An 18,216-nucleotide genomic window follows, 5' to 3' on the forward strand; every position below is an offset into this window, starting at 1 on the left:
TGCGCGTCCCAGACGTCCCGGACATTCCGGAGGTCAGCGGCAACGCCTCCGGAGGCGACTTCATCGAGTCTCGCTTCGAAAACGTCCGAGAGCGATTCAAGGGGAACGCCGCGATCCGGACTGACCGGTGCCTCGGCGGGCGCCTCCACATGCAGCGCCCTGAGGAAGCCCGCCAAGGTAGCGGCCGCGCGGTCGTGGCTGATCGGGGCGCGGTCGGCTGGTTCGCCGGGAACCCATGTCGCGATGGTCCATGGCCGCGGGAAGCGTGCGGACGGTTCACCAATCCGCACGGGGGTCGGGACCGGCAGTGGAAGGCGAGGGGCCAGGGTGGGCAGCCACCGGTGCTCTTTGCGCAAGAGGGACGGCGCACGCTCGGTGCGCGGCATGCGCACGGCCAACTCGTCCCCGAGACAGAACAGCTGGTTGTCCCAACCGCCGACCACCTCACGCAGGTGCAGTCCGGCAAGGTCCGGATGCTGCTCACGCACCAGAGAGCGCACCAAGTTCTCATCGATCTCGAAGCTGTCCATGATCCCACTCAACCATCCAGGAGCAGATCGCCCGAGATCCCCAGCATCCCCAGACTTTTGTCCGCGGACAAAAGTCTGGGCCCCACCGTGCGGTGGGGCCCCTCAGGACTCAGGACGAGCAGCAGCGGTTGCTAGTTCCGCTGGTTGTTGTTCTCGATCAGGAGCATCGTCAGCTCGGCTCGGTGCTTGGCCGACATGTTCGCCCAGATCACTTGGTACATGGCCTTCGGGTCCTGCCACGGAACCGAGGTCGTTTCCGCTGCCCGAGCTTGCGTGGGGATGACGCCTTCCGGATCCCGCTCCCCCACCGCAGGCTCCACTGCGGCGGATCCATCAGCGACCGGTGCCGCCGTGATCACCGCTTCGTTCGGCGCCGGAACCGGCGTCGGACGGGTCGACTCAGCCTCCGGGTTCGAGGTCTCCGCGGTGGGCGCCGACGGGCTCGGAGTCTGCAGACTTTTGTCCGCGGACAAAAGTCGGTCCGGCTGCGAGCTCGCCTGCGGTGCCCCTGCCACCGCCTCCGGCACTCCCCCGGTCTGGCCCGCTGCCTCCGGCTGCTGTACCGCCACGGGCTCCTGCACGCTGCGCAGGATCTCCCGTTGGGCTGCCTTCACCTGGGCTTCCTGCTCCTTGTTGCCCTTCAGGAAGGCGAGGAGTTCCGCCGCGCTGGCCCCGGGTCGGTCCTTCGCCGTACGGGCGAGCAGGCGGCCGTCGCGTTCGGGGAGTTCGCCGGAGCTGAGCAGGATCTGGATTTCCTCGGGCAGTTCCAGCAGCACGAGCTGGTTGGTGACCCACGAGGGGGAGCGGCCCAGGCGCTTGGCGGCCTGGGACTTGGCCCCGTGTTCCCGGCCTTCGTCGGCGCAGGTGTCGACCAGCTGCTGGACACCGCGGGCGCGCTCGATCACGTCGAAGTCCTCGCGCTCGAGGTTCTCCGCGAGGAGGTGGTCGATGAAGTCCGCACGGGAGGCGGCGAGGTCGTCGCGTACGACGAAGTCCAGCGACTCCAGTCCCACGTGCAGGGCGCTGCGGAAGCGGCGCTCGCCGTTGATGAGGACGTACGCGGCCGCGCCGATGCGGGACTCGTGCTCGGGCCACAGTCCGAGGTAGGCACTGCGGGTGGCGACGACGCAGGCGGAGAGCTGGGCCTGGCGCAGCTCCTCGCCGAAGCGGGTCTTCTCCTCGTCCGTGCCGAAGTTGCGGCGCGGGTTGAGGGGACTGGGCGATACTTGGTCGAGGGGAACCCGGATGAGTTCGTAGCTCGGCACGTCGCCCTGGGCGATGGCCTTGGCGCGCCCGCGCTCGCTGCGGCCGCCGGTGCGGCGGGCGTTGCTGAAGGCGGCTCCGGTGCCGAGGAGGTCGCTCTTGCTCATGTTGAAATCCTCCGCGCGATCTCGCGCATGGCCTCGGACTGCTCGCAGTCGGGGGCGTAGTGCAGGAGGGGCAGTTTGACGCGCACGGCTTCGCGCTGCTCCTTCAGGTCGGCGATGACGGTGATGACGGGCGGGTCGCCGAACTCCTTCCAGCTGTTGAGGGAGGAGGTGACGACGTAGCCCTTGCGGCTGTCGTAGAGGTTGACGACGAAGCCGAGCTGGGTGATGTCGATGTCGAGGTCGTCGATGAGGTCCTCTAGCTGCTCGCTGAGCATGTCGTAGGCATCGGCGGAGGTGTCCTCGGCCTGGACGGGGACGATGATGCCGGAGGTCTTGGCCGCCTCGCCCTCGCGGGTGCGTGCGTAGTAGAGCGCGGTGTCCATGGTGTAGCCGAGGCTGGGCGGGCAGTCGACGACGATGTAGTCGAACTCCTTCTCCAGTTCCTCCAGGGCCTTCTCCAACGCCGTCTCCTTGGTGCGGACGTTGCGCGTGGTGGCCAGCCGGGCGTCCAGGAGGAAGGCGTCCTTGCAGGACGGAAGGAGGAAGAGCCGGCCGGCGAAGACGCCGTGCTCGATGGGCACGAGGAGGTCGCGGACGCGTCCTTCGATCTCCCCCAGCATGTGCTTGGCGAGGCTGGGTTCCTTGATGCCGAGCATGTCGGCGCCGAGGTGTCGGGTGAGGTGCCCCTGGGGGTCGAAATCGATGACGCAGACGCGGGCGCCGGTCTCGGCAAGGGCCTGGGAGACGCCGTTGCTGATGGCGCTCTTGCCTACGCCGCCCTTCTGGTTGCAGACCACGATCCGGCGAGCGCCTTCGCTGGAGGGTCGGCGCCGGCCCATGGGGGAGGGGTGGGTGTCGAGCCACAGTCGGATCGACTGGGCGACGCCTTGGTTGTACGGGATCTCCCGCACTCGGCAGTCCTCCTTGAACTCCCCGTACAGGCCGGTGGGGAGGTACGTGGAGAACGACGAGGCACCGGAGGTGTCCACGGGAGTGGCCGACGAGGCGTCGGCACGCCATGCGCGGATGCCTTCGGTGACGGCGTCCTGGATGTCCACGCCCAACTGGGCAGCGCGGACCTTGAGTTCCTGCCTCAGGGGCGCCGGCAGCTTGGCAACTACCTTTTCCCTGACTTCCGGATCGTATGGGGCGGTCATACGGGTACCTTACTAACCTTCACGAGGGAAGGCGAAGAGGCGCACCGGAAGCATCTCGCCCCTGTTGTCATCACTTTCGCTGTGAAATCAGGACAGTTCCATCATCCTGCCAGCGCTCGCGCTCCCAGGGACCGGCCTTGACCCGAGGGCTTCGCCCGCCATGGACCTGCTGAACTGCGGCAGACAAGATGCTCGGATGAGCCAGAGAGTCGTCACCTCGCTGCGGGAGTCCGGTCATGCCACAGGACACCCTGAGTTCGCAGAGCGCCTGGTGCGCGCCTTGGCGGACGGCCTGACTGCTCTCGATGCCTTGCCCCGTGACGACCCGTTCTGGAGCGGCTGGGCGAACGACCACCCCACGGTCCACAAGCTGGGCGACTACGCCCGCGAGCAGATCCGCCGCGACCCCAAGAGCCGGAAGGCCCGTTGGGCTCTGGTGGCGCTCGCGCTCGCATACGGAGAGAACGATGGCGGACTTTCGTTGCTCGGCCCGGAAATCGCAGCCGACCCGGCGGCTGTGGCGGACGCTTTCGTGATCGCGGACTGGGTTGCCCAGCAGATCGGCTTCGATCTGCAGCCGGCACTACGCGAAGCTTGCTCATGGGCCGACCCCCATGCGCTGGAGATGCTCGCACAAACGGATCACGGTGACGCAGCCCGTCGAGCGATCCAGATCCTCCAGGAGCGACCGACCGACATGGATTGAGCCGTTGAGGTGTCATGGAGCAGCTTCGAAGGCGGTCCGAGAGAGCCGAAAAGCTCCGTGCGCCCTTCTGGCGGCCTTGTGTGCGGCGCAAGGTCACATCGCACCGGGAGTGCAGAGATAGGCGCCCTAAGGGGCCATTCTGTGGGCCGATTTTTGCCCCCTCTGCCGGAAGATTCCGATAGCTCCGCTCCTGTCCTGTCTCATCGGACCTTGACCGATCTCACCGAGGTTTGACGAACGTCCTGTTCGTCTCATCGAAGCTTGATCACCGCTCGGAGTGTCTTGTGGATCCGGCCGCGTACCTTCGGCTGTATGCCTCGCCATTCGAAGAAGCCCCGTCGGCTGGTCGCCGACGGGCGCGTGTACATGTGGACGTTGCGCCACAGCCACGAAAGGGACCATGACGGCCGGTCCGTGGACTGCCGCCAAATCCTCACCCTGTCCCCTCAGCCAGCCGGCACCGGCGGCCCACTGCGCATTGTCTTTGCCGACGGGCCCGGCCGGTATGTCCCGGGTGGGGCCCCCTTCGGCTCCGGGGACGTGGGCTTCACACAGGGCGCAGACTTGAACCTGCACGAGCCGGGCACCGTCCGGGCCCTGCTCGACGTGGCGCTGGCCCGTGGGTGGCAGCCGGGGGAGCGGCGGGCGGTGGAGGTCGACGGCTGGCCCTTGCTGGAGGCGGCTGCCGCCGCGCGAGCAGGGAACGCCGGCCCCGCGGGCCAGTAGGGGGGACTCCTCCCCACCTGACTTCATTGATCCTCGGAACAGCCCACCGCACGGCGATCAAACTTCCGTACGCTATCTGACGGGACAGCTCTCGCACGTTCTCATAGATCGACGGAGGTGATCCGCTGATCGTCGCCACCAGGGCCGGGGCCGCGCCGGCGGCTTCGGCTACGAGCGCCGCCTGCCCGTGACGGGCGAGTCCCTCGATCACTCCTGCGAGGTGCGCTGTCAAGCCAGGCTCTTGTCCGCCGTCGGCCTCGGATCGTGAATCCCAGGGGCCAGCCCCTGGACCCCGCCAGCGCCTGGCCGCGCTGGACCGGCCGCAGCATGGGGGGCTCCTCGCCCCCCAGACCCCCTCGCCAGGCGCTTGGGCGCCCTGGACCCGCTCCCCCTCATGCCCTGCCCCGGCTCCCTGACGGTCGCCGGTGCACCCCTCGGGCGCAGGGCGCCCTCACTGGGCATGACGGCCGGAGCCGACTGTGGCTGGCGCATCATGTGGCCGAGGAGGGGCAGGCAAGGTCGCATCGAGTCGATTGCCTAGGCGTGGGGTGACCGTCCTTGGGCCGCTGTCAGTGGGGGAGTTGGGCCCGGAAGGCTCGGCTGTCGGTGTGTTGGGTCCGGGGCCCCGCAACGGTCAGACCTACTGAGACCCGGTGCGGTTCAGGTAGGTGTCCAGGTTGCTCTTTTAGTAAGAGGACGCCGCGCTTGCAGGCTTCTGACCTGCTGGTTTTTCCGACTGCATGTGTCGTGGGGAGCACATTTGGACCCTTCAAGTGTGTACCCAGCGGACACACTTGGCCGGAAAATCAAGCACCCGTTGATTTTCTGGCGACGGCACCAGGCCGCGGATCGTTGCAGGTCAGAGCATCGGGCGTGAGCGGGTCAGAACCCATGCCCGCGTTCCGGGCCCTCTCGAAATGTGCCGTCATCGCGACACGCTAAATCAAGCAGTCGTGGACTTTCGGGGCCTGCAGGCAAAATAAGTTCACGTGTCGTGGACTTATCGCGCGTATGGCGTGAGCAGTGCCCATCAGAGGCACCTCTCGGCGCGCCAACGCGTCAAAAGACAAGCACACGTTGATTTTTTGGATAGCCTCGGACCGCCTGAGTAACAAGGAGGTCCTGTGACATCTGATCCGCCCGCCCGTCGTCGACAGCGCGGGCCCCGGCCTGTCCCCGCCCCTGCCGCGGCAGGGAGCGAAGCCGAGTACGGAGACATCCTGGCCGTCCTCGGCCAGCAACTCGGGGAGAAGGTGGCGCACGCCGCCGACCCCGGCGGCCGCCGCCGGCTCAAGGGCGTCCACTTCGAGTACGCAGCGGACCCGAAGTCCGTCCACGACATGGCCGGAGGCGCCGGCTACAGCCTGGCCAGCAACTGGTTCACGCAGCTCCTGGCACAGCTGGCCGTCGCGAACAGCATCACCAAGTCCCAGCTCTGCGTGTTCCTCTTCGTGGCCGGCGGGCAGCTGCCGGGCACCGGCATCACCCAGTACACGCAACAGGAGATCACAGACGGGCTGAACAAGATCGCCGCACAGAAGGGCGGCAAGATGATCACGCGTTCCACCGTGAACCGTGCCGTCCAGGCGCTCTGCGGCTACAACTGGGTGGAGAAGGCCGGCAACGGCCGGATCCAGATCAACGTGCGCCTGTGGTTCCACGGCAACAGCACGGCCCAGCACGAAGTCCTGGCTGAGATCGCCGAGCGCCACGACCGCGACACCGAGACGTTCCCGTACGCGGTCGGGCCGGAAGGTGCCCATCAGGAGGAGCTGGACCTCGACTTCGGCGTCGAAGCCGGCTTTCGGGGAAGGAAACGTACCGGGTGATAGTGCTGCCAGGCCCGTGCACGGGCGACCGCTCACGAGGAAGGCCGTCCCATGGCTAACGTCATGTCTCCGATCGTCGCGGAGCGCATCTGGGCCCTGCCGCTGTCAGGGTCCGCCGTCAAGTTCCTCCAATACCTCGTCTCCCGCAGTGACTTCGGGGGAGCGCTGCCGGTACGGCAGAAGGACATGGCGGCCGAGTACGGGGTCACGCCCCAGGCCGTCAGCGGCCTCATGGCACCCCTGTGCGAGCTGAACATCGTCCTGCGGCCGCGCAGCGAGGAACGCAACGGGAACTCGTACCGGCTCCACCCGCTGGCGGCGAAGTACGAGAACCCCGAGGCCATGGAGGCGGCTTTCCGTGCCGCCCTCGTCCGCATCCAGGCCGGCGACCTGCCCAACCTGAAGCTGCCGACGTACCACCAGGCCCCGCCCGCCCCGACGGGCCGCCCGAAGCTCCAGGTCGCCTGACCTGGGCATAGGCACTACATGACAGAAGGCCCTCCACCGTGGTGGAGGGCCTTCTGCGCCTGAGTAACAGTTGGTGGCCCCACTATATCCGCGGCGTACGGCCTCGGCCCAGCAGGACTGCTCTGCACGCGGTGCCTGTGTCCTCCGACCGGACGCCGCCCCAGGCTCAGCCGGGCCGTTCCCTGCGGATCGTCTTCACCAGCCTTGCGCTGGCCGGTAGGTGGCCAGCAGCCGGTCGTGCGGTTCTATTCGGCCCAAGCAGGAGCCGCCCCGTCCAGACCCGGGCCCTGCACGCCTGCCTGCGCTGGCGCAACCAGAACGCCCGCCACCCCGATGTCCTGGCCACCCAACGACGCAGACGCGCACGCGTCCGCACCGAACGAGGTGTCCTCTGGGGCGGCAGACCACCGTAAACAGCAGTGTGACCGCCCGACCTGCCAGCCGTTCCCGGGCACAGCACTACATGTCGAAGGGTTCGTAGCGGGCGTCGCCTCGGGGCCAGGAGCGGTCCATGAACGGCGCCCGGTTGAGGCCGTCGAAGCAGCGCATCAGGAAGTCGGTGAAGGTGCCGCTGGTGCGGTACCACTCCGCGCACTCGCTGCCCACCACGATCTCCCAATTGTCCGGATCCGGGTCGCTGGTCAGGAAGTAGTACTCGCTGCTGTGCTCGTCGTGGCCCCAGCGGATGAGCCCACCCGGGTCGGGGTGGAAGGGGAAGGGGTAGAGGTCCTCCCACCCTCTCCGTGCATTGCGCCAGCCCTCCAGGGACCAGAAGTCCTCGAGTTCGGCAGGGGTCGTGAGACCTGTCGGCCGGTCCAGGTGGAGGTACCCGTCGAGGGTTCCCGGCCCGTACACGTCCATGAAGGCCTTGTAGTCCGCGGGCAGCGTGACACCGAGGTGCTGCTCGGAGGCCTCCCAGACCTCGCGGCGCGCCCAGCCCCAGGCCTCCTCCGGCTCACCGAGCAGCGCCTGGAGGCGTTCCAGTGGCGATGGCATGTCTTCCCTCGTCCCTGATGTGCGACTGGTCGGGAACATCATCAGCCCTCCCTCTGACAACACAGAGGGGCCCAGCGTCATCAACCCGGCGAACCTTCCCGGTCGCAGCGCTAGGTCATTTCGTTCGCATCCAGCTCGGCGGCGATGCCCGCGATAATCGGCGGTGGCAGTCTTCGTCGGATGGCACGCTGGACTGATGCCTACCTGGACCCCATCGGCGGTGCTGTTTGACAACCTGCGGTATCTGCTCAACGAGTGGGACCCGCTCGGCGTCGCTGACCTGGCGCAGGACGAGTACGACTGCATACTCGCCCCCTTGTTCAAGCGTCTTCACCGTGGCGCCAACCGAGCGGAGATCGGTGAGTTCCTCTGGTACGAGCTGGAGGACCATTTCGGTCTCGACCCTGTGTTCCACGCGACGGATGCGATGGCTGACCGGCTGATCGTTTGGTGGGCGGCTGTGGGTCCGACGCAAGGCGATGGCAAGGCTCCGGCAAGTCCATCCTGATCATCCTGAGCCGGCCCGCATGCGACAAGCACCTCCAGCGGGGTCGAGCTGCTGGCGGACTCTTTCTGGAGCGTCGGCCACGCGGGTTCGTCCGCGTCCGCCAAATCGCTCAGCTGTCGCATCAGAGCGTCCAAGCATCGTTGCACCGGGGCCGGTGACCGGCAGCGACTGAAGGGCCAGTGACCAAAGATGCTTCGGTCGCTGCTTGAGTCGCTGATGAAACCGCAGGTCAGAGGGCTGACCTGGGAAGAACAGCGACTGAAGCGACTCAAGCTCAGGTATATGAGGACATTCATGTGTGCGCGTGTGCGTCATATATAGGAGGCTTCAGTCGCTTCAGTCGCTGTTGGTAGCTGTTCAAGGCTTTGACCTGCGGTTTTGTGAAGAGCGACTGAAGCGACTGAAACCGCTCAGTCGCTGGGCTTCAGTCTTGAGTCGCTGCGAGAGCGCTCAAGGGCCGTTTCAGCAGGTGCTCGAGGTTTCAGTCGGCGACACACCGGCCGGGTGTTTGCGACACGCTGCGCACGCTGCCAGGTCGACTTCGCTAGTCTGTGTTCGTTGTTGAGTCGCTTCAGTCGCTGTGAGGGGAAACGAATGCCCGCTGAGCTGCGGTTTTCTCGCAGCGACTCAGGGCAGCCCACCCCTGAGCGCTCGATCGCAGGCCTCCGCCTGGCCCGGTGGTGTGCCAGCAACGGCTGGCCGGTCCACCCGCTCGCGTCCGGGCGGAAGACGCCGGCCTCCAACTGCCGGGACTGCAGTGCTCCCGGGCACACCCACAAGGACTGCGCCTGCCTGGCCGCCGGTCGCTGGTGCCACGGCTTTCACGCCGCGACCCTGGACTACTCCCGGATCGACCACTGGTGGGGGCAGAACCCGACCCTGGGCGTGGGAGTGGCCTGTGGTCCGGCCGATCTCGTCGTCATCGATGTCGATGCGCACCAGAGCGAAATCCCCTTCCGGGACCGGCTCCTGCCGGGCATCGCCATCGGGGAGCACATCGACGTCACCGGGATGACCACCGGCTACCACTCCCTGGCCGTACTCGCCGCCCTGCGGGGCGAGCGCAGCCCCGCAGACGACGCCTCCACGCTGCGGGTGCGTACGCCCTCCGGCGGGCTGCACGTCTGGTACCGGGCCACCGACGGGCGCCGCTGGCAGTGCTCCACGGGCTCCGGGAAGCGCGCGCTGGCCTGGCAGGTCGACGTACGGGCCCACGGCGGCTACATCATCGCCCCGGGCACGACCACGGCCGCGGGCGCGTACAAGCCCGTAGGGAGCGTCCGTAGGCCCGCTCCGCTGCCCGCCTGGCTCGCCCAGGAGCTCCAGCGCACGGGACACCTGCCGGCCCCTCACATCCCCGCTCCTAGGCCCGTACCGCCCCGTGCGCGCCAGGCGGTCCTCGCGGCGGGCGGTGGCCAGGACCAGACCTCGCGGCTCCTGGCGGCCCTGCTCGCGGACGTCGCCGGGTGCGCCCAGGTCACCGAGGGCGCTGGGTTCACGGAGAAGCTGAACCGGGCGGCGTACACCCTGGGAGGCCTCGTCGCGGCCGGACACCTGGGCGAAGCCGCCGCGGAGGGGGCCCTGCGGGAGACTGCCGAGGCGACCCGTCCGGGGCAGGCCCAGCGCACCGCCCAGATCATCCGCAGCGGCATGGCCGCCGGCGCGCAGCGCCCCCTGCACCTTGGAGGCCGCCGGTGAGCCCCGCCCCCGAAACCGACGGCTTCCTCTTCGACTTCGACCCCGAGGCCATCGCCGCGCAGATCCTGGCCCAGGAGCCGGCGCCGGGACCCGCTCCCGTCCCTGCCCAGGGCGGCGAGCGCGCGCACCTGGAACACGCCACCCCGGCAGGGCTGCTGCCCGATACCCTCAGCGACCGAGGCAACGCCAAGCTGTTTGTCCGCCTGTACGCGGGGGACTACCGGCACGTGCCCGGGCTGGGCTGGTACCGGTGGGACACCACCCGTTGGCAGGTCGATGAGGACGACACGGTCGTCTGGGCCGCCGGAGATCTCGCCGAGGCCATCGCCACCACCGACCCCCGCGGCATCCACAGCAACCAGTCGCTGCAGAAGCACAGGCGGCGGGCGCTGAGCACCTCGGGCATGAACGCCATGCTGACGCAGGCGAAGGCGGCCCCCGGCATGGTCCTGCGGGCCGAGCTCCTCGATGCGGACCCGTACGCCCTGTGCACTCCGGCGGGCATCGTCGACCTGCACACCGGGCTGATCCGCGCCCCCGAGCCCGACAAGGACTTCCACTCCCGCTCGACGTCGACCGGCCCGAAGTCGCAGCCCACCCCGCGCTGGAACCGCTTCCTCACCGACACCTTCGGCGATGACGCCGAAGGCCGGGAGATGATCGACTTCCTGCACCTGATGCTCGGCTACTCCATCACCGGGGATGTCGGTGCCCAGGTCATGCCCTTCCTCTTCGGCTCGGGCAAGAACGGCAAGTCCGTCCTCCTGGACGTCCTGATGAAGCTGCTGGGCGACTACGCCGACGCCGCCCCGCCCGGCTTCCTGATGGCCCGTACCTTCGACGGCCACCCCACCGAGCTCGCCGAACTGCACGGCCGGCGCGTCATCGTGTGCTCCGAGGTCAAGCCCGGCGACAAGTTCGACGAGGCCCGCGTCAAACTCCTCACCGGCGGCGACCGCATCAAGGCCCGCAGGATGCGCCAGGACTTCTTCTCCTTCGCGCCGACCCACAAGCTGTGGCTCATCGGCAACCACCGCCCCGAGGTGGGCACCGGCGGCTTCGCGTTCTGGCGGCGCATGCGCCTGGTCCCGTTCGAGAAGGTCGTCTCCGACGACCGGAAGATCGACAACCTCGCCGACATCCTCGTCACCGAGGAGGGCCCCGGGATCCTGGCCTGGCTCATCGACGGAGCCCGCCGCTACCTGGCGGGGGAGAAGGACCTCACGGGTCCCGAGCCGGTGCGGATCGCCACCACTGCGTACGCGGAAACCGAGGACCACACCGGCCGGTTCTTCGAGGAGTGCTGTACTTTCCACGCCGATCACAGGGCGGAACAAGCCCGCCTCTACAACGTGTACCGCACCTGGTGCCAGAATGAAGGAGCGCCCACCGTCTCCTCCCGCGCCTTCGCGGCGCGGGCCCGCGAACTCGTGGGCCTCGCCTCACCCAAAGAAATGATCTTGTCCAACTCGAAGAAGTACTACCCCGGCCTCGGACTGCGCGCAGAGGAGGAGAACGCATGAGCTCCCTCATCTCCGACGACGAGATCCACCACGAGATCGACCTCGTCTGGCTCGAGGACGTCACCGAACTCGACTACGTGCGCCAGTCCCTGGACCGCCTCCCCACCCGCCGGGGCAAGCCCGCGTACCACCGCGACGGCCGCCTCGTCGGCTACGCCCAGCTCGGCCCGGGCGCCAAGCCCTCGCGCTCCAGCGGCACCTTCCGCCGCCGCGTCTTCTGGCTCCTGCCCCACGACAGGGACACCGTCCCCGACGGCCTCTACGCCAGCGGCGCCCCGGCGGAAGCGGTCGACCCGACCACCCTCACGGCCGGCAGCAAGGGCCGCAAGACCGAACGCTCGGAGCGTCCGGCGCAGGCGGCGGACGCCTGACCGCCCAGTACCGGCGACGAGCCTCGTGGCCGATCTTGCTGTATGTCTGAGCGCCAGTCGCTTGAGTCGCTGATCGTGTACGCATCACACTCTGACCTGCGGTCTTCCTTGAGCGACTCAACGCAGACCGAAGCGTGGCAGCCCGGAGTCAGGCCTCCGTAAAGGTCTGCGGAGGCGGGCGGTGGGCGGCATCGAGGTCGGTACAGTCGGCCTGGCAACCCGATCACGTGTCCGAGATCCTGCCCGGCGACGCAGCGCCGAACGACCCCATGCGCGAGTACGTGACGCTTTACCCCGACGTCGTCCCGGAAGGTTCCTTGCAGAACGCCCTTCAGGCCGTGGCCGATCGCGAGGGCCTTGGGCTTGCGTGGCCGCGCGGGTGGAAGCCGACGGTCGCTAGGCAAGCATTCACATGATCGGCGGTGAGCAGCGCTGCTTCGTCGTCGACTGCTGGGCCGGCGGTGTCCGCTTTGCCACCGGCGACACCCAGGACCTGTCCGAGGTGGTCGGGGCGCTGCATGCCTGGCTGCAGGGCCCCGGGTCCGCGAACTCGTCGCACAGTGGCCCTTCCTGCGGACGTGGGAGCTGGCCGAGGCCCACGAGCGCGGCGACGCTGTGCCGGTGCGGTGGCGCCTACTGCGCGAGGCGGCCGCGCGCAGGCCGGACCCCGCGCTGTACGAACTCGTGGAGGCCGCCTTCGAACAGCCGCAGCTTCGGGCCTTGTCGCCGGGGCAAAGCGTCTACTGGCTCACCTTCAGCCGCCGGGCCGCACCGCCCATCTGCAAGGACCTACCGAGAGCCACGTCGATCGGCGACGGCCGGTACCGGGTGCGGTACGCCGACGGCGTGGCCCGGGAGGCGGACGGTGCGGCGGAGCCCGTGGCAGCCATCCTGGCCGGCCTCCCCGAGGACGCTGTCCCGCCGTCCTTCGGGGCGTGACGGCTGGTGTACGACAGGCGGCCCCGACTTCCCTCGTAAGCCTTGCCGGACTACTCGATGTCATCGAGGCGGAGATGCCGCTGCCCCGGACCGTGGGCGGTGAACCACTGCCTGGCCCGGATCGGGATCGATACGCGGGCACCGCGCCCATGCGATCGACATCGGTGAGCGCCAGGAGGTGCAAGGACTACCATCCGGTGCGCAGGGCGGAGGGGCAACGTCGCTGCGCTGACCAGATGGTGTTCGCCGCGCGACCGTCGGCGTTTCACACGCTGGGGCCCGTTGCCTGGAACAGGGGGATATGCCTTGATAGCCGGATTCGGTGAAAGTGGTCGAGAATGCTGCGTTGGCCGCATAGAGTCCCAGGTCAGTAAGTCTGCTTCCCGCGCCCGCGGGGATGAACCCCCCTGACCTGCACCGGAGCAGTGCCGAGCCGCCTGCTTCCCGCGCCCGCGGGGATGAACCCACCGCCCGCCACCGGTACGACTGGCAGGAGCACTGCTTCCCGCGCCCGCGGGGATGAACCGTACATGGAGGCGTGGGGCATCTCCGAGGGCGACTGCTTCCCGCGCCCGCGGGGATGAACCCTTTCCGGTGACACCGTCGCCGGGGCCCGGCTGCTGCTCCCCGCGCCCGCGGGGATGAGCCCCCGAGGTCGGCAAGCCGAGACTTGCTCCCGCCCCTGCTTTCGCATCTGCGGGGGATGAACCCGGCGGGACCTTGGCGCGTTTCGCGTCGCCCAGCCTTGCCCTGATGAGGTAGCCCAGCTGAAACGGCTCTCGGCGCGGATGCTCTCCATGATCTCCGCGATGTGCTTGCGGCAGGTTCGTAGTGACATGCCGAGCCTCCTGGCGATCACTTCGTCCTTCATGCCTTCCGTGGGCAGTCGCACGATCGCCTGCTTGGCTTCCGTCTGAACGACGCGCGTTCCGGAGTGACCGGGGTTCAGGGGTGTGGCCTGGACCTACGAGTGATCGAAGACTGCACACGGGTAGCTGACGGTAGAGGGGTCCTGGACGATAACCACGCCGTCTTGCTGGTCTCCGCGGGGGATGAAGGCGACCTCACTGTCACTCGACCGAACAACTCGGGCAGCGTCCGGACCTGCGCACCCAACGAGGCAAGTTGTTTGACGTACTCCTGGGTCATGGTCTCGTGGCGGGCGGCATGCGGGTGCTGCGGACAACGCGGCCAAGGAGGGCAGAAGAGTTCGCCGAGCCGGATGGATCCGCGATCTCGCGTAGCACCAACTCCACCCCCGTCGACGGCGCCTTCTGGTCTTGGGTCTCACGGGAACCGTCACGGGGCGCCCCAGGCCTATTCGCGGGTCCTACAGATAGCCCTCGGACCGTTGCGGTGTCTGTATCGGTGGCGGTTGCTGTGCCTGGCTGCCGTGTGCCCACTTCACCGACTCGCGCCCGTAGCGAACCGCCCCCACGACGATCCCGACAGTCAGGAAAGCTCGCAAGATCCGGTCCTCCTCCGTAATCACGAAGATCAGCAACGGGGACAAGAACACCAAGTGCCAATGCGGGTGGTTCCGCGCTCTTGCGTGCCATTCCACCTCCCGATCGGACCCTAGCGCGCGGGCGGCCTGGCGCCCCAGGGTTCCCCACTTCCTGCGGCATTCCCATGACTCCAATCGTGTTGATGCTCCCCGGCATCGTGTACGAGGCTGTTCACCTGCGTCCACGCGCTGTCGGCAGCTCAGCCCATCCTGGCCCCGCCCTGAACGCCCGTGGACGGCGATCAACGAGACGGAAACCGAGACGGGGGCTCCGATGGAACGAGTAGAGGCCGAGCTGTTCACCGACGGCGGGAATGACGCCGTGGTGCGCCTCCCAGGTCGCAACTTTCCTGGCGTCCTGATCCAAGGGGACACCCTCAGCATCCTCCAGACGGATGTGGCCGAACTCGTCGAGCTGTGCGCTGCAGGCGACCTGGAGGAGGCACGGCACGCGGCGAGCCTCCTCCATGCCGATCTGGGGGAGAAGCTCCAGCGCTACACCGAAGCGCTCGAAGCCCACGGGATCTCCCGACCCTTCTATCCGTAGCCAGCAGCTCCGTCTCGCTCATCGCCATCCGCCCATCCTGACGCCCGGTGGGTAGGGACGAAGGGGCAGGGGCGGGAAAGCAGGGGAAAGATCCGAAAGAGACGGCCTGGGCGTCGAGTTTTGGGTACTCAGAACCCGTCGCCCCACCCGAAGGTGACGTTGTACGCACGCTGGAGTGCGTGCCGGCCATGGTCCCCGTCGGCGTGGGCCCACACGAGGGCTGCGGAGAACCAGAGCAGAAAGATTCCGCTGACGATGCCCAGAGCGACCGGCTTGCCGAACCAGCTGAGAAGCACCAGGGCGATGGTCACGATGGCCGCGCCGAGGCGGGCTCTCCGCGAGTCGAGCGGACCCGGACCCCGTCGGCAGAGGAGCACCGCGAGGGATATGGCGAAGTTGAGGGTGAGGAGGCGGGTGAGGAGGAGGCCGGTGGAGGCGTGGCTGAGGGCTGCGGCGGTGCCGGTGAGGCGGTGGTGCTGGTGGGTGGGCAGGGCCAGGGCGATGCAGGCGGTGTCGGTGCCGGGGAGGGTTAGGGAGACGGCTGCGCAGATGTTCTGGGTGGAGTATTCGAGGAGGTCGAGTTGGGGTACGTGGGGGCCGTGTGCGTCGAGTTTGACGAAGAGGGTGCGGGACTGTTCGGGGCATGTTCGATGCTTCGGGCCTATGGCTCGTCCGGTACCAGTGGCGTCACGATGGTGGCCGACCGGCACGATGGAGGGGGCACAGGATGGATCCGATCACGCTGGCAGCCGCGAGCGCTCTGGTAGGGGCGATGGCCACGGACGGATGGCGCCAGGCCCGGGACGCCACGGTGGCGTTGTGGCGACGGGTGTGGCCCGAGCAGGCCGACGCTGTCGCCGCGGACCTGGAACTGACCCGGTCCCGCGTCCTGGTGGCCCGTGAACGGCAGCAGGAGGACCGCGAGCAGGCCCTGGTGGCCGGCTGGCGGGTTCCCTTGGAGGATCTCCTCGACCGGGATACGGCACTCGCTGCCGACATCCAGCGGCTGGTGGAAGAGCAGCTGGCCCCCCTGCTACCCAAAGCCGAACAGAACCAGGTCGGTTCCATCGTGCTCAACGTCACCACCAGCGGGCACAGTCACGCCAACGTGGCCGGCCACAACGTGACGGTGAACCAGCCAAAGCAGCCATGACCGACGGTACGCAGCCGCCCCACGACATTCGGCTGAACGTCTCGACCGCTGATGCCAGTACAGCGGTCGTGGCAGCCCGTGACGCGACCCAGAACATCAACAACACGAACTACGCCGGTCCGCCTCCGCCTGTACCGACGGCGCTGCACAGTCTGCCCCCGGACGTTGCCGACTTCACCGGCCGCGAGCACCAGATCCAGCGCCTGCTGACGGCCGCCGGCCCTCACCGGATTCTGTCCGTGCACACGGTCGACGGGATGCCCGGGGTGGGCAAGACCGCCCTGGTCACCCACCTCGCCCACCGCCTGGCCCCGCTCTACCCCGACGCCCAGCTCTTCGAGCCCCTCCACGCCCATACCCCCGGCCAGGAACCGGCCAAGCCGGAGGCCGTCCTGGCCGACCTCCTCACCCGCCTCGGCATCGCCGCCCAGCACCTTCCCTTGAACCTCGAAGGCCTGCAGGCGCTGTGGCGGGACCGGACCGCCGACCGGCGACTGCTGCTGTTCCTGGACGACGCCCTCAACCACGCCCAGGTCCGGCCCCTGCTGCCCAGCGGCCCCGGCTGCCTGACCCTGATCACCAGCCGACGCCGCCTGACCGCCCTGAACGGCGCACTCGCCCTGCCCCTTGACACCCTGCCGCCCGACGAGGCAGCGTCGCTCTTCCTCCGCATCGCCCGCCACACCCCCCAGCCCGCCGACACAGAAGCCCTCGCCCGCATCGTCGAACTGTGCAGCTGCCTGCCGCTCGCCCTCGTGATCCTCGCCGGCCGCTTCGCCCGCCACCCCCTCTGGGACCTGGGCTGGTTCGCCGACACCGTCGCCGCCACCCAGGACCGCCTCGGTGAACTGAGCGACGGCGACCAACCCGACGACCTCGCCGTGCGGACCGCCTTCGCCATGTCCTACCGCGACCTTCCCGCCCAGCGGCAACGCGTCTTCCGCTACGTGGGTCTGCACCCCGGACCGGACACAGACGCCTACGCCACCGCCGCCCTCAACGCCATTCCCCTGGACCAGGCCCGCCGCCAGCTCGAAGAGCTCTACACCGACCACCTCCTCGACGAAACCGCCCCCGGCCGGTACCAACCCCACGACCTGCTCCGTACCTACGCCCGCACCCTCACCACCCAGTGCGATGCGACCGACGACCAGGAGCACGCCACTGAGCGGCTGTGGGACTACTACCAGCACACCGCCCAGATCGCCCACCAGCACCTCAACGAAACGCACGACCCCGACGACCCGCCCCCCGCTGTCCCAGTGACAGGCGCGCCACCGCTGGCTGACCGGGCCGGCGCCCTGGCGTGGATGCACGCCGAACGGGCCAACCTCCTCGCCTGCCTCGACACAGCCACCGCCGACCAGGCGACCCGAGTGATCGACCTGACTGCCTCGATGACCGCCTTCCTGTACCAGGAAGGCCCCTGGGCCCAGGCGGCAACGCTCCACCAGCGCGCCGCCACCGCCGCACACGACAACGCCGTACACGACGACTCCAACCCCTACGCCGAACCCGATGCCCTGCACGACCTGGGCCGAGTGCTACTGATGAGTGGGGAGCATGGGCAGGCTGCCGGGTTCCTTGAGCGGGCGCTGGCGCTCTACGAGGATCTCGGTGACCGGCTCGGACGGGCGAACGCGCTCCAGGAGCTGGGCCGAGTGCGGCTGATGAGCGGGGAGTACGAGCAGGCTGTCGGGTTCCACGAGCGGGCGCTGGCGCTGTTTGAGGATCTCGGTGGCCGGCTCGGACGGGCGAACGCGCTCCAGGAGCTGGGCCGAGTGCGGCTGATGAGCGGGGAGTACGAGCAGGCTGTCGGGTTCCTTGAGCGGGCGCTGGCGCTCTACGAGGATCTCGGTGACCGGCTCGGACGGGCGAACGCGCTCCAGGAGCTGGGCCGAGTGCGGCTGGAGACTGGGGAGTACGAGCAGGCTGTCGGGTTCCAGCAGCGGGCGCTGGCGCTGTTTGAGGATCTCGGTGACCGGCTCGGACGGGCGAACGCGCTCCACGAGCTGGGATGCGTGCGGCTGATGAGCGGGGAGTACGAGCAGGCTGTCGGGTTCCAGCAGCGGGCGCTGGCGCTCTACGAGGGTCTCGGTGACCGGCTCGGACGGGCGAACGCGCTCCACGAGCTGGGATGCGTGCGGCTGATGAGCGGGGAGTACGAGCAGGCTGTCGGGTTCCAGCA

Annotated in this window: 16 protein-coding genes, 2 pseudogenes and 1 CRISPR repeat array; of the genes and pseudogenes, 13 read left to right on the top strand and 5 right to left on the bottom strand. The window is 68.4% G+C overall.

Features of this window, described 5'->3' with window-relative positions; all coding sequences use genetic code 11:
- Positions 1 to 5: 5 nt before the first annotated feature.
- From ACZ7GJ_RS25515 to ACZ7GJ_RS25525, 3 genes and pseudogenes are all read right to left on the bottom strand, one after another.
- A pseudogene (locus tag ACZ7GJ_RS25515) lies at positions 6 to 530 on the bottom strand (phosphotransferase); the annotation flags it as partial.
- Positions 531 to 661: 131 nt separating this feature from the next.
- Positions 662 to 1,900 carry a ParB/RepB/Spo0J family partition protein gene (locus tag ACZ7GJ_RS25520; protein WP_470755006.1) on the bottom strand — a complete coding sequence of 413 codons (1,239 nt, stop codon included), beginning with the start codon at positions 1,898 to 1,900 and terminating at the stop codon, positions 662 to 664.
- Positions 1,897 to 3,057, bottom strand: a complete 1,161-nt coding sequence (locus ACZ7GJ_RS25525) for a ParA family protein (RefSeq protein ID WP_470755008.1) — start codon at positions 3,055 to 3,057, stop codon at positions 1,897 to 1,899. Before ACZ7GJ_RS25525 ends, ACZ7GJ_RS25520 begins: the two co-directional genes overlap by 4 nt.
- Positions 3,058 to 3,253: 196 nt before the next feature.
- Between ACZ7GJ_RS25525 and ACZ7GJ_RS25530 the strand changes: the two genes are divergently transcribed.
- The 5 genes and pseudogenes from ACZ7GJ_RS25530 to ACZ7GJ_RS25550 all read left to right on the top strand — a co-directional run.
- Positions 3,254 to 3,763, top strand: a complete 510-nt coding sequence (locus tag ACZ7GJ_RS25530; RefSeq protein WP_470755010.1) for a hypothetical protein — start codon at positions 3,254 to 3,256, stop codon at positions 3,761 to 3,763.
- 564 nt (positions 3,764 to 4,327) lie between these two features.
- On the top strand, positions 4,328 to 4,489 hold the full coding sequence (locus ACZ7GJ_RS25535) for a hypothetical protein (protein ID WP_470755011.1): 162 nt from the start codon (positions 4,328 to 4,330) through the stop codon (positions 4,487 to 4,489).
- Positions 4,490 to 5,613: 1,124 nt separating this feature from the next.
- Positions 5,614 to 6,318 carry a hypothetical protein gene (locus ACZ7GJ_RS25540; protein WP_470755014.1) on the top strand — a complete coding sequence of 235 codons (705 nt, stop codon included), beginning with the start codon at positions 5,614 to 5,616 and terminating at the stop codon, positions 6,316 to 6,318.
- A gap of 51 nt (positions 6,319 to 6,369) precedes the next feature.
- The gene (locus ACZ7GJ_RS25545) at positions 6,370 to 6,786 is read left to right on the top strand and encodes a hypothetical protein (RefSeq protein WP_385604760.1); all 417 of its coding nucleotides are present in this window, start codon (positions 6,370 to 6,372) and stop codon (positions 6,784 to 6,786) included.
- A gap of 269 nt (positions 6,787 to 7,055) precedes the next feature.
- Positions 7,056 to 7,199: pseudogene (locus tag ACZ7GJ_RS25550) on the top strand (IS630 family transposase); the annotation flags it as partial.
- A gap of 46 nt (positions 7,200 to 7,245) precedes the next feature.
- Here ACZ7GJ_RS25550 and ACZ7GJ_RS25555 read toward each other — a convergent pair.
- Complete coding sequence (locus tag ACZ7GJ_RS25555; RefSeq protein WP_470755022.1) at positions 7,246 to 7,782, bottom strand: SMI1/KNR4 family protein; 537 nt, start codon at positions 7,780 to 7,782, stop codon at positions 7,246 to 7,248.
- A gap of 196 nt (positions 7,783 to 7,978) precedes the next feature.
- Between ACZ7GJ_RS25555 and ACZ7GJ_RS25560 the strand changes: the two genes are divergently transcribed.
- The 6 genes from ACZ7GJ_RS25560 (at position 7,979) to ACZ7GJ_RS25585 (ending at position 14,875) form a co-directional block, all read left to right on the top strand.
- Positions 7,979 to 8,290 (top strand): hypothetical protein, encoded by a 312-nt coding sequence (locus tag ACZ7GJ_RS25560; RefSeq protein ID WP_470755026.1) that lies wholly within the window; start codon positions 7,979 to 7,981, stop codon positions 8,288 to 8,290.
- Positions 8,291 to 8,884: 594 nt separating this feature from the next.
- Positions 8,885 to 9,988, top strand: coding sequence for a bifunctional DNA primase/polymerase (locus ACZ7GJ_RS25565; RefSeq protein WP_470755030.1), 1,104 nt, complete (start codon positions 8,885 to 8,887; stop codon positions 9,986 to 9,988).
- Positions 9,985 to 11,511, top strand: a complete 1,527-nt coding sequence (locus ACZ7GJ_RS25570; protein ID WP_470755033.1) for a DNA primase family protein — start codon at positions 9,985 to 9,987, stop codon at positions 11,509 to 11,511. The genes ACZ7GJ_RS25565 and ACZ7GJ_RS25570 overlap by 4 nt, the downstream gene beginning before the upstream one ends.
- Positions 11,508 to 11,882 (top strand): DUF6009 family protein, encoded by a 375-nt coding sequence (locus ACZ7GJ_RS25575; RefSeq protein WP_393819929.1) that lies wholly within the window; start codon positions 11,508 to 11,510, stop codon positions 11,880 to 11,882. Before ACZ7GJ_RS25570 ends, ACZ7GJ_RS25575 begins: the two co-directional genes overlap by 4 nt.
- A gap of 621 nt (positions 11,883 to 12,503) precedes the next feature.
- Positions 12,504 to 12,821 carry a DUF6193 family natural product biosynthesis protein gene (locus tag ACZ7GJ_RS25580; RefSeq protein WP_470755035.1) on the top strand — a complete coding sequence of 106 codons (318 nt, stop codon included), beginning with the start codon at positions 12,504 to 12,506 and terminating at the stop codon, positions 12,819 to 12,821.
- 376 nt (positions 12,822 to 13,197) lie between these two features.
- Positions 13,198 to 13,469: a CRISPR direct-repeat array (repeat unit 28 nt; unit sequence CTGCTTCCCGCGCCCGCGGGGATGAACC).
- Positions 13,470 to 14,602: 1,133 nt separating this feature from the next.
- Positions 14,603 to 14,875: a DUF6959 family protein gene (locus ACZ7GJ_RS25585; RefSeq protein WP_470755038.1), complete on the top strand. Its 273-nt coding sequence runs from the start codon at positions 14,603 to 14,605 to the stop codon at positions 14,873 to 14,875.
- 128 nt (positions 14,876 to 15,003) lie between these two features.
- On the opposite strand, the gene ACZ7GJ_RS25590 is transcribed toward ACZ7GJ_RS25585, so the two are convergent.
- A complete protein-coding gene (locus ACZ7GJ_RS25590; protein WP_470755040.1) occupies positions 15,004 to 15,585 on the bottom strand; it encodes a hypothetical protein in 582 nt (193 codons plus the stop codon).
- A gap of 17 nt (positions 15,586 to 15,602) precedes the next feature.
- On the opposite strand from ACZ7GJ_RS25590, the gene ACZ7GJ_RS25595 reads away from it, so the two are divergent.
- Together ACZ7GJ_RS25595 and ACZ7GJ_RS25600 are read left to right on the top strand one after the other, a co-directional pair.
- The gene (locus tag ACZ7GJ_RS25595) at positions 15,603 to 16,028 is read left to right on the top strand and encodes a hypothetical protein (RefSeq protein ID WP_470755042.1); all 426 of its coding nucleotides are present in this window, start codon (positions 15,603 to 15,605) and stop codon (positions 16,026 to 16,028) included.
- Positions 16,025 to 18,216 (top strand): tetratricopeptide repeat protein (locus tag ACZ7GJ_RS25600; protein WP_470755044.1); only part of this gene is annotated, 2,192 nt, incomplete at its 3' end. The genes ACZ7GJ_RS25595 and ACZ7GJ_RS25600, both read left to right, overlap by 4 nt.

It is taken from the genome of Streptomyces sp. NPDC037242, assembly GCF_055604165.1.

Bases quoted from the DNA above. Each gene is read 5' to 3' on its own strand.
- ACZ7GJ_RS25520 (WP_470755006.1), bottom strand. From the start codon at position 1,900: ATGAGCAAGAGCGACCTCCTCGGCACCGGAGCCGCCTTCAGCAACGCC.
- ACZ7GJ_RS25525 (WP_470755008.1), bottom strand. From the start codon at position 3,057: ATGACCGCCCCATACGATCCGGAAGTCAGGGAAAAGGTAGTTGCCAAG.
- ACZ7GJ_RS25530 (WP_470755010.1), top strand. From the start codon at position 3,254: ATGAGCCAGAGAGTCGTCACCTCGCTGCGGGAGTCCGGTCATGCCACA.
- ACZ7GJ_RS25545 (WP_385604760.1), top strand. From the start codon at position 6,370: ATGGCTAACGTCATGTCTCCGATCGTCGCGGAGCGCATCTGGGCCCTG.
- ACZ7GJ_RS25555 (WP_470755022.1), bottom strand. From the start codon at position 7,782: ATGCCATCGCCACTGGAACGCCTCCAGGCGCTGCTCGGTGAGCCGGAG.
- ACZ7GJ_RS25560 (WP_470755026.1), top strand. From the start codon at position 7,979: ATGCCTACCTGGACCCCATCGGCGGTGCTGTTTGACAACCTGCGGTAT.
- ACZ7GJ_RS25565 (WP_470755030.1), top strand. From the start codon at position 8,885: ATGCCCGCTGAGCTGCGGTTTTCTCGCAGCGACTCAGGGCAGCCCACC.
- ACZ7GJ_RS25575 (WP_393819929.1), top strand. From the start codon at position 11,508: ATGAGCTCCCTCATCTCCGACGACGAGATCCACCACGAGATCGACCTC.
- ACZ7GJ_RS25585 (WP_470755038.1), top strand. From the start codon at position 14,603: ATGGAACGAGTAGAGGCCGAGCTGTTCACCGACGGCGGGAATGACGCC.
- ACZ7GJ_RS25595 (WP_470755042.1), top strand. From the start codon at position 15,603: ATGGATCCGATCACGCTGGCAGCCGCGAGCGCTCTGGTAGGGGCGATG.